Below are 10987 nucleotides of genomic sequence, written 5' to 3'. Positions count from 1 at the left end.
GGCTCATCAGCCGCCCACGGTAAAGAAGACACTGCGAAAGCTTGCTTGAGCAGATGTCGCACTTATGCTCGAAAGTGAAAGTGAAGTGTATTTCCGCAGCGGTGGATTAACATCTTCATAATGTTAAACTGAGGTGCGAAAGTTTGACTTGATTGAAATAAAAAGTTGAGAAAACAAGTTTTTCTCAACTTTTTTCAGGTAATACTGGCATATTGGATTCAGATTTGTTTATAATGGATGGTATGAATTATATAGTACATCTGCTGGAAAAACATACGAACACGATGAACAGATACCATCGTCTTAATACATGAAAAAAGGGAGTGCGGTAGCATGGGTTTGAACGATTACAGCCGCGAGGAAATGCAAAGAATGCCAATGGTTGAATTGGCACATAATATTTTATCAGATAAACAAAAAGCTGCTCATTACAGTGAATTATATGACCAGGTTGCCGAAATGAAAGGCTTTACCGAAGAACAAAAAGAAGGTTATCTTTCTCAGTTTTACACAGATTTGACGGTTGACGGCAGATTGATTACCACAGGCTCCGGCATCTGGGGGCTGAAGCGCTGGTACCCTGTCGAACAGATTGATGAAGAAGGGGCAGCACCAAAGAAGAAAAAGAAAAAAAGTACGAAAAAGAAAGCAACAAAAAAGAAACAGCCAGTAAAGCAGGAAGAACCTGAGTCAGATGATCTCGAAGTGCTGACGGATAAGTTTGAAGATGAAGTGCATGATGATGAAGAAGATCATTTTGGTGACGACTTTGATGATGAACGTGATGATTATGAAGATGATGAACATGATGAAGATGAAGAATACGAGGACGATGAAGAGGACAAAAAGAAATAAAAAGCGTGCTTGACTTTTTCATAACGTATGCGTACAATTTTTATTGGGCTCTTTAATTTAAAAGATACAAAGCGTTTCCCCTTACCAATATGGGGGAGCGCTTTTTTTGTTTTTTTGTCCATTTTGTAACATAACAAAGCTTTTTATGATTTATTTTTAAACAAACGAACATATTAACAGATAGAAAGAAGAGGGATGTAACATGACGAAATATATATTTGTAACCGGGGGCGTTGTTTCATCGTTAGGGAAAGGGATAACTGCTGCTTCACTGGGCCGGTTATTGAAAAACCGCGGTCTGAAAATTACTATCCAAAAATTTGACCCGTACATTAATGTGGACCCGGGTACGATGAGTCCGTATCAGCACGGCGAAGTTTTTGTAACCGAAGACGGTGCAGAGACTGACCTTGATCTGGGCCATTATGAACGGTTTACCGATATCAACCTGAACAAATACAGCAACATTACAACGGGAAAAGTTTATTCGAGCGTTATCAAAAAAGAACGCCGCGGTGATTATCTGGGCGGTACGGTGCAGGTTATCCCGCATATTACCAATGAAATTAAAGAACAGGTATTCCGGGCCGGCCAGGAAACGAAGGCTGATGTCGTCATCACTGAAATCGGCGGAACAGTCGGTGATATTGAATCATTGCCATTTTTGGAAGCGATCCGCCAGATTAAAAGTGACATCGGCAGAGACCATGTAATGTACATCCATTGTACACTTGTCCCGTACATTAAGGCGGCAGGTGAAATGAAGACCAAGCCAACCCAGCACAGTGTAAAGGAATTGCGCTCACTGGGGATTCAGCCGGATGCAATTGTACTGCGGACAGAACTCCCAATCAGTACGGAAATGAAAGAGAAAATTGCCCTATTCTGTGATATTGATGAAAAGGCAGTAATTGAAATGATTGATGCGGATACATTGTATCAAATCCCTGTATCATTGCAGGAGCAGCAGCTCGATCAGCTTACCTGTAATCACTTCGGACTTGATTGCGGTCCGGCAGATATGGATGAATGGATGAAACTGGTCAATAAAGTCCGTGGACTTTCCAAAACCATTACAATCGGTCTTGTCGGAAAATATGTGGAACTGCCGGATGCGTATCTTTCGGTTGTGGAATCGTTAAAACATGCTGGGTATTCTTATGATTCCAATGTGGAAGTAAAATGGATCAATGCCGAGAAGCTGGATGAGGAATGTATTAAACAGGAACTGAAACAGGTCGATGGCGTTCTTGTCCCGGGTGGATTCGGTGATCGTGGAATTGAAGGAAAAATCGAAGCAATTCGTTACGCCCGTGAAAATAACGTTCCATACTTCGGCATCTGTCTGGGCATGCAGCTGGCAACGGTGGAATTTGCCCGAAATGTACTTGGAATGGAAGGTGCGCATTCGGCTGAAATTAATCCGAACACACCATATCCAATCATTGACCTGCTTCCGGAGCAGAAAAACATTTCTGATATGGGCGGTACATTAAGGCTTGGTATTTATCCATGCAAGCTGGTTGATGATACGAAAACAAAAGCTGCATACCGGAATGAAGATATTGTTTATGAACGGCACCGTCACCGTTATGAATTTAATAATGAGTACCGTGAGCAAATGGCTGATAACGGATTTGTTTTTTCCGGGACAAGTCCGGATGGCAGGTTGATTGAGACAATCGAAATTGCAGATCATCCGTGGTTTGTGGCATGTCAGTTCCATCCGGAGTTCAAATCACGCCCGACAAATCCGCAAGCATTGTTTGAGGGCTTTATTGGTGCGGCTTTCAGCCAGCGGAGTAATAAATAGGATGTAAGACCTGCGCAAAGTGTATTTATCGACGTTTTGTGCAGGTCTTTTGTAATGCTTCCATACAAATTGCTTATTTCTCGATGAAAAGTTCTTACCCGGGAGGATATTTTAATTTTATGTAGAACTTATTATAATGGCGAAGATAGATATCAGGATAAAAATATATGACTATTTTGAAAACGGGGATGGGGATGGTTAAAAACTATGACACGAAAGATTCTTGTCGTAGATGATCAGCCTGGGATTCGCCTGCTTTTGCAGGAGGTTTTTACTAATGAAGGCTATCATGTAACGACTGTGACAACTGGAAAAGAAGCACTTGATAATTTGTTCAGTACAGAGTTTGACTTGATCATGCTGGATTATAAATTGCCCATAGTTGATGGGGTTGAAGTGTTAAGAAAAATGAATGATCGTGATATCACAACACCGGCAATTATTATGAGCGGCCTTCCGGAAGACATCAGTACCGAAACCGAGCAGTTAAGTCCCGTAAAAAAAATCCTGGCCAAGCCTTTTAATGTACAGGAAGTGTGTGATTTTACCAGAAGTTTGCTTGGGTAACACTTGGAAAAACTTCGCATTCGCCTTATCATACAGCGAGTGCCGAAGTTTTTTAGCAGTTAAGAAAGTATAAAATCCTTTCTTACTGCATAAGTGCAACTATGGCTGTCACCTAAAAGCTTGGTGACAACCAAGTTTTCTAATATGGTAATTCTTAATTGACGTTACAACCCAAAACAGCTGATGATCGGGTCACCGGCTGTTTTTTTATGAAGAATGGGAGCTGCGGGATTTGTTCTTGCCACTTCCGTCAGTAGTTGGTATTCTATTATTGTGGCAAAAATATAGACTGTTGGATACGGTTTTTGAGTTGTGTATCCGGTTAACCGGACTGACATTACGTCATGTCCTTATTGACGAAAAAAGCCGTCGAACCGTTGTACTTTTATGGTGTTATTGTCAAAAGTAATCAGAGCGTAACCCAGTTTAAATGTGTGCACTCGGTTCATATGAGCAAAAATTAGTCATAGGCATAAATTATGCAGGAAAGCGAGGTAAATAAATATGAAATTTTTTATCGATACAGCGAATATTGATGAGGTGCGTTCCGCGAATGCTCTTGGAATACTCGCTGGTGTAACGACAAACCCGAGCCTGGTGGCCAAAGAGGGTGTTTCTTTCCATGACCGTTTACGGGAAATCACCAGTGAAGTGGATGGTTCGGTCAGCGCGGAAGTAATTGCCGAAGATGCGGAAGGCATGATCAAGGAAGGTAAGGAGCTTGCCGCGATTGCACCGAATATCACGGTCAAAGTTCCGATGACACTAGAGGGCTTAAAAGCAGTTAAGGCGTTCAGTGATCTTAATATTAAAACAAATGTAACACTTATTTTTAATGCGAATCAGGCATTGCTGGCAGCGCGTGCAGGTGCGTCATACGTGTCACCATTCCTCGGCAGACTGGATGACATTGGTCAAGATGGAATGGATCTGATCGCAACCATCTCGCAAATTTTCGACCAACATGGCATCGAAACGGAAATTATTGCAGCCTCGATCAGACACCCATTGCATGTTACGGATGCTGCAGCAAATGGAGCACATATTGCGACCATCCCATATAAGGTACTGGGACAGCTTGTCAAACATCCATTAACAGATCAAGGGATTGAAAAATTCCTGAATGATTGGAATAAGCAAAAATAAGTACATGAAAATGGAAAATTTGTGCAAACTATGGTTGAATATGGATGGAATTGAGAGGCAGTGCAATGTCAGCCTGCATCAGTAAGTCCTGTAACAAACAAAGTGGGGTGCTCCAAAGTGGAAAAGATGTTAGTTGAAGGCGGTCATTTGTTAAATGGAAAAGTTCGGATCAACGGTGCCAAAAATAGTGCAGTAGCATTACTTCCGGCTGCACTGATGGCGGATTCCGAGGTAGCTATCGAGGGACTCCCGGAAATATCGGATATTTATACCCTCGGTGGTTTGCTCGAGGAAATCGGCGGCAAAGTCAGCTGGGACGGACAAACGGTATACATTGATCCTCAACACATGGTTTCAATGCCATTGCCAAATGGTAAAGTCAAAAAACTGCGGGCATCCTACTATTTTATGGGTGCGATGCTGGGCAAATTCAAGCAGGCAGTCATTGGGCTGCCGGGCGGCTGTCATTTAGGGCCGCGTCCAATCGACCAGCACATTAAAGGATTTGAAGCGCTCGGAGCGGAAGTGACCAATGAACAGGGTGCTATTTACCTTCGTGCGAATGAATTGAGAGGCGCGAGAATTTATCTCGATGTGGTCAGTGTAGGTGCAACCATCAACATCATGCTGGCTGCTGTCAAAGCGAAAGGTAAAACAGTTATTGAAAATGCTGCAAAAGAACCGGAAATCATTGATGTGGCTACCCTTTTAACGAATATGGGGGCGAACATCAAAGGTGTTGGAACGGATGTCATCCGAATTGAAGGGGTGTCTTCACTGAATGGCTGCCGGCATACGATTATTCCGGACAGAATTGAAGCGGGCACATATGCGATTGCCGCCGCTGCGCAGGGTGACGAGGTTATTATTGATAATGTGATTCCCCAACATCTCGAGTCCGTGCTGGCAAAATTGCGTGAAATGGGTGTCGATATTGAGGAAGGTGATGAGCAATTACTGATCTCACCAAAAAAACCACTCAAAAGTGTCGATATCAAAACATTGGTTTATCCTGGTTTTCCGACGGACCTGCAGCAGCCGTTCACGACGCTTTTAACGAAAGCAGTTAATACCGGTGTTATTACAGACACGATTTATTCAGCAAGATTAAAACATATTGATGAATTACGTCGAATGAATGCTATAATAAAAGTTGAGGGTGGCTCAGCCATTATATCCGGTCCTGTTGAGCTGCAAGGTGCAAAAGTGAAGGCAAGCGACTTGCGCGCAGGTGCAGCGCTTATCATTGCCGGGTTGATGGCCAACGGAGTAACAGAGATAACCGGCCTTGACCATATTGACCGCGGGTACGAAAAAATAACAGATAAATTAATTACCCTCGGAGCCAATGTCTGGCGTGAGGAAATGTCCGAAGAGGAAGTGCGGCAATTTCAAAATTCCTAGCACTATTCTCTAAAAATATCTTCGTGGGATGAGGGTATTTTTTAAAAGGAGAGGTTTAAAAATGGAGAGAAGTTTAACAATGGAAATCGTACGCGTTACCGAGGCAGCAGCCCTGAAATCAGCACGCTGGATGGGTCGGGGCAAAAAGGAAGAGGCGGATGATGCCGCAACTTCTGCCATGCGCGACGTGTTTGATACCATCCCGATGAAAGGACGGGTTGTCATTGGGGAAGGTGAAAAAGACGAAGCACCAATGTTGTACATAGGCGAAGAACTTGGTACTGGCACTGGCCCCAGTGTAGATGTCGCTGTAGACCCGCTTGAAGGAACGAACATCGTTGCTCAAGGTACATGGAATGCACTGGCAGTCATTGCGATTGCTGATCATAAAAAGCTGCTGCATGCACCGGACATGTACATGAAAAAAATTGCAGTAGGACCGGAAGCGGTAGGAAAAGTTGATCTCAACGCATCCACGGCCGATAATTTGAAAGCTGTTGCCGAGGCGAAGAATAAAGCAGTGGAAGATTTGGTCGTTATTGTATTGGATCGGCCGCGCCATAAGGAATTAATCGAAGAAATCCGGGAAGCTGGTGCCCGCATCAAACTTATTCCGGATGGGGACGTGGCAGCAGCGATGAATACTGCTTTTGATGATACGGGAGTGGATCTCCTGCTTGGAATTGGCGGTGCTCCGGAAGGCGTACTCAGTGCCGTTGCATTGAAATGCCTTGGCGGTGAAATCCAGGGAAAACTGCTTCCAAAAGATGAAGCGGAACGTGAGCGCTGTACTAAAATGGGTATTTTGGATGCCGACAAAGTTCTTCACATGGAAGATCTATGTGGTGGTGACGATGCCATTTTTGCAGCTACCGGCGTAACAGATGGTGAATTGCTGCAGGGTGTTCAGTTCAAAGGTGAAAAAGCTACGACTGAAACTGTTGTTATGCGTGCCAAAAGCGGAACAGTTCGCTTCATTGATGGAAAGCACAGTCTGGAGAAAAAACCCAACTATGTTATAAAACCATAAATAGCTGCAGGGAAGCCGGAAAAATTCAGGCTTCCCTCTCTATTATTTATATCATTTTTTTGATCAAAACCGCAGCATGGCAAGGCGAATGCTGTGTTTTTGAATATTGGTATTGAAACTTACGAGGTTAAAGGGTATTATGGTAGATGTTTACTACTAGTTTAGTTTGGATAATATAGTTATAATGTGTACAAACTTCTATTCTAGCTCCCGGTAATTCTTCATTTCATATAAACTGACCATCTAACAGGAAATTTAAATGAATTTAAACATATCTTTATCAATAATCAAATTAGTAAAAATGAATAGGCGTGGTGAATTGAATGGCAGCATTAACAATATCTCATTTAGAGACACTGACATTAAAAGAAGTATATGCATTAGCGCGTGAATATAAGGTTTCCTATTATGCAAAACTGACAAAACGTGAACTGATTTTTGCTATTTTAAAAGCGCAGGCGGAAAAAGACGGGTACTTATTTATGGATGGAATTTTGGAGATTATTCCGTCAGAAGGATTCGGATTCCTCCGCCCGATTAATTACTCCCCGAGTGCAGAGGACATTTACATTTCTGCTTCACAAATCAGACGTTTTGATTTGCGTAACGGTGATAAAGTTTCCGGTAAGGTCCGTCCTCCGAAAGAGAATGAGCGCTACTATGGCTTGCTGCACGTGGATGCGGTTAACGGAGAGGACCCTGAAACAGCGAAAGAGCGTGTTCATTTCCCGGCACTGACGGCACTTTATCCGGATCGTTTAATGCAATTGGAAAAAGAAACGAAACGGTTGTCCACTAGGATTATCGATTTGATGACACCGGTCGGCTTTGGACAGCGCGGACTGATTGTTGCACCGCCAAAAGCAGGGAAAACGGTACTGCTCAAAGAAATTGCCAACAGCATTTCCGCCAACCATCCGCATGCGAAACTGATTATTTTGCTGGTGGACGAGCGGCCAGAAGAAGTTACCGATATCGAACGGTCGGTTTCGCCGGATGTTGATGTGGTCAGCTCAACTTTTGATGAAGTTCCGGAAAGTCATATCAAAGTTTCCGAACTAGTCCTGGAGCGGGCGATGCGCCTTGTCGAGCACAAACGTGATGTCATCGTGCTGATGGACAGCATCACTCGTTTGGCCCGTGCGTACAACTTGGTTATCCCGCCGAGCGGACGTACACTTTCAGGCGGTATCGACCCGGCAGCATTCCATCGTCCGAAACGATTCTTCGGGGCAGCCCGGAATATCGAAGAAGGCGGCAGCTTTACGATTTTAGCAACTGCGCTGGTTGACACAGGTTCACGCATGGATGACGTTATTTACGAGGAATTCAAAGGAACCGGTAATATGGAGCTGCACCTTGATCGCAGCCTTGCTGAACGCCGGATTTTCCCGTCGATCGACATTCTGAAATCCGGCACTCGGAAAGAAGAACTGCTTGTTTCGAAGGGGCATCTTGATAAAATCTGGGCAATCCGCAAAACGATGCAGGACTCCCATAACTTCCTGGACCGCTTCTTGAAGCGAATGCGTGCATCCAAGAACAATGATGAATTTTTCCAGCAGATGGATGAGGAAATGACCCGTAAAGGTGTAAAAAAATAGCCGGCAATAAATAGCTATTGCAATCGATGGTGCAGACTGTTATAATTTTTTTATGTGAGTTTAGATAAGGTCTTGTACCTGTGACGGCTCTTACAATAACTCTGTCTCCATGGGATTCAGGGCAAAAAGGAGTGGAAGTAATGAAGAAGGAAATTCACCCGGAATACAGAAAAGTTGTGTTTTTGGACACAAGCTCAGATTTTAAATTCTTGAGCGGCTCAACACAAAATTCAGAAGAAACAATCGAGTGGGAAGATGGCAACTCATACCCGCTGATTCGTGTTGAAATCAGTTCAGATTCACACCCATTCTACACTGGGAAACAAAAAGCTGACAAAGTTGGCGGACGTGTAGACCGATTTAAGAAAAAATATAATATGAAATAAGTCCAAAAAGTGAAGAGGGCTTGTCCTCGGAACTGGATTAATACAGGCTGAGGCGGCAGAATCGCCCAGCCGAAATTGTATAAGCAAAAAACAGGCAAAGTGTCTAAATCGTTGCCTGTTTTTTTACTTTCAATTTTAAATGAAAATTTGTCGAAAAAAGTGTTAAACTATAGAAAAGCAGAAATGTGGTTGAATGCCACAGATGCACATATGCAGTAACTGCAAACATAGGATAAGAACGCTGAAGGGAGATCCACTTATGTATGTTATGAAACAAAGCGGCTGGGTTGAGGTGATTTGCGGAAGCATGTTTTCCGGGAAATCTGAGGAACTGATACGGAGGGTGCGCCGCGCTACATTTGGACACTTGTCCATCCGTGTTTACAAGCCTGCGATCGACGACAGGTATTCCGATGACTCCATTGTTTCGCACAATGGCAATTCGACCATTGCGCGCCCAGTCAAAACCTCCGATGATATTCTGGCTGACATTGAGGACGATTCGAACGTGGATGTGATTGGAATTGATGAGGCGCAATTTTTTGATGAAAATATTGTCGCCGTGGCCGATGAACTAGCCAATGAAGGCATCCGTGTCATCATCGCCGGACTTGACACTGACTTCCGCGGCGAGCCATTCGGGCCGATGCCTAAACTGATGGCACTTGCCGAATCAGTCACCAAACTGAATGCTATTTGCCCTGTCTGCGGATCTCCCGCCAGCCGTACGCAGCGTTTGATTAACGGCAAACCGGCATCATACGACGACCCGATTATCATGGTCGGCGCATCCGAGTCTTATGAACCAAGATGCCGCCACCATCATGAAGTCCCAAACAAACCCAGTAGTGTAGCATTAACTGCTGGATTGAAAAGTGCACAACGCTAATGAAAGAGCGCCCTGAGGGGGTGCTTTTTTAATTTTGGGGAAAAAGTTAATTTAATATAAAAAAGTCAGTTGAAAATTGATTTTCTCTTGTAGCTTTGTATGAAATCTGTGCTGAATTATGGGATGAAATTTAATTTTAGCTAATATCCTATGTACTAGGGCGTGTTGTACAATAATGGCAATCATAACAATTGAAAGGTTGTGAATCGATGCCACTTATACAGCACGAACGCTCCGATTATTTGCCAAAGTTGGAAGCCCTCCATCGGCGCCTTCCAGCAAGGCATCCATTGAGAAATAAAATAAATGATGAGCTAATCAAAGAAAAGACAGGACTAAAAGGTGAAAACGATGTACAGTACATGCTTCGATTTTTGCCACCTGACGACCACTATCATCACCGAAATCCTCGCATACCCTGTACAGACAGTCATTTCGAAATTGATAATCTGCTGATGTACCCGATGCTGTTTTTGGCAGTTGAGGTCAAAAACTGGTATGGAACGATATTTTTTGACGGGGATAAACAGGTGATCCGCCGCGATGACAATGGAGTTGACACGGGCATGTTGAACCCGATCCCACAGGTCAAACTGCAGATGCACCGATTGCGCCTTTTATTGAATAAAATGGGTCTTCCGCATATCCCTCTTCATTATTTTGTCGTTTTCAGCTCCCCTAAAACGATTATCAAACCGCTATATCCGGAGACCCCAGTCTCGAAAAAGGTTATCCACGCCAATCAATTGTTCTTTAAAATAAATGAACTGCTGAAAGAGAACACGTCTCTGGTGCTGGGTATGGATACCATTGCAAAGATATCGGATCGGTTGATTGAGGAGCACACTCCGAAAAAAGTTGATATTCTGGATAAGTTCGGTATCAAGCCGAGCGAACTGATCCACGGTGTTTTTTGCCCGGCGTGTGATGCGGCGCCGATGAAGAGGGAGTACGGGAAATGGCGATGCCCATTTTGCCGTTACGTTTCCAAAAATGCGCATCTTGCCGCATTGAATGATTATTTACTGCTGGTTAGCGATGTAATTACGAATGCCGAGGCAAGGGCTTTTTTAATGGTTGAGTCAGCAGATATAGTAAAAAAAATATTGCAAAAAGAATACGCGTGTTATGGCACAAACCGAAGTCGAAAATACATGCTGAAGTTGAAATACTGATAAAAGTGTGAAAGTGACTGATAAATTCATAAAAGTGACCGATAAATATACGAAAGTGACTGATAAAACTGTAAAAGTGACCGATAAAAGTGCCAAACTGACTGATAAACCTATCTGC

General features: G+C 43.5%; 10 protein-coding genes. All 10 read left to right on the top strand.

Annotated features, from left to right (window positions below; translation table 11 throughout):
* Positions 1-333: 333 nt before the first annotated feature.
* Positions 334-855, top strand: coding sequence for a DNA-directed RNA polymerase subunit delta (gene rpoE / locus HUX68_RS11485; RefSeq protein WP_174614960.1), 522 nt, complete (start codon positions 334-336; stop codon positions 853-855).
* Between the two features lie 202 nt (positions 856-1057).
* Positions 1058-2668, top strand: coding sequence for a CTP synthase (gene pyrG / locus HUX68_RS11480; RefSeq protein ID WP_174614959.1), 1611 nt, complete (start codon positions 1058-1060; stop codon positions 2666-2668).
* A 207-nt stretch (positions 2669-2875) separates the two neighbouring features.
* On the top strand, positions 2876-3235 hold the full coding sequence (locus HUX68_RS11475) for a response regulator (RefSeq protein WP_174614958.1): 360 nt from the start codon (positions 2876-2878) through the stop codon (positions 3233-3235).
* A gap of 504 nt (positions 3236-3739) precedes the next feature.
* A complete protein-coding gene (gene fsa / locus HUX68_RS11470; RefSeq protein ID WP_174614957.1) occupies positions 3740-4381 on the top strand; it encodes a fructose-6-phosphate aldolase in 642 nt (213 codons plus the stop codon).
* A gap of 117 nt (positions 4382-4498) precedes the next feature.
* Positions 4499-5785 carry a UDP-N-acetylglucosamine 1-carboxyvinyltransferase gene (locus HUX68_RS11465; RefSeq protein ID WP_174614956.1) on the top strand — a complete coding sequence of 429 codons (1287 nt, stop codon included), beginning with the start codon at positions 4499-4501 and terminating at the stop codon, positions 5783-5785.
* 61 nt (positions 5786-5846) lie between these two features.
* Positions 5847-6815, top strand: coding sequence for a class II fructose-bisphosphatase (gene glpX, locus HUX68_RS11460; RefSeq protein ID WP_174614955.1), 969 nt, complete (start codon positions 5847-5849; stop codon positions 6813-6815).
* Positions 6816-7138: 323 nt separating this feature from the next.
* The gene (gene rho, locus HUX68_RS11455; RefSeq protein ID WP_174614954.1) at positions 7139-8419 is read left to right on the top strand and encodes a transcription termination factor Rho; all 1281 of its coding nucleotides are present in this window, start codon (positions 7139-7141) and stop codon (positions 8417-8419) included.
* Positions 8420-8559: 140 nt separating this feature from the next.
* On the top strand, positions 8560-8805 hold the full coding sequence (locus tag HUX68_RS11450) for a type B 50S ribosomal protein L31 (RefSeq protein WP_174614953.1): 246 nt from the start codon (positions 8560-8562) through the stop codon (positions 8803-8805).
* 259 nt (positions 8806-9064) lie between these two features.
* Positions 9065-9694: a thymidine kinase gene (locus tag HUX68_RS11445; RefSeq protein ID WP_174616439.1), complete on the top strand. Its 630-nt coding sequence runs from the start codon at positions 9065-9067 to the stop codon at positions 9692-9694.
* A gap of 209 nt (positions 9695-9903) precedes the next feature.
* The gene (locus tag HUX68_RS11440) at positions 9904-10869 is read left to right on the top strand and encodes a nuclease-related domain-containing protein (protein WP_174614952.1); all 966 of its coding nucleotides are present in this window, start codon (positions 9904-9906) and stop codon (positions 10867-10869) included.
* Positions 10870-10987 lie beyond the last annotated feature (118 nt).

The organism is Virgibacillus ihumii, from assembly GCF_902726655.1.
Lineage (GTDB): Bacteria > Bacillota > Bacilli > Bacillales > Amphibacillaceae > Lentibacillus > Lentibacillus ihumii.
This window is presented reverse-complemented; position numbering and strand designations above follow the sequence as displayed.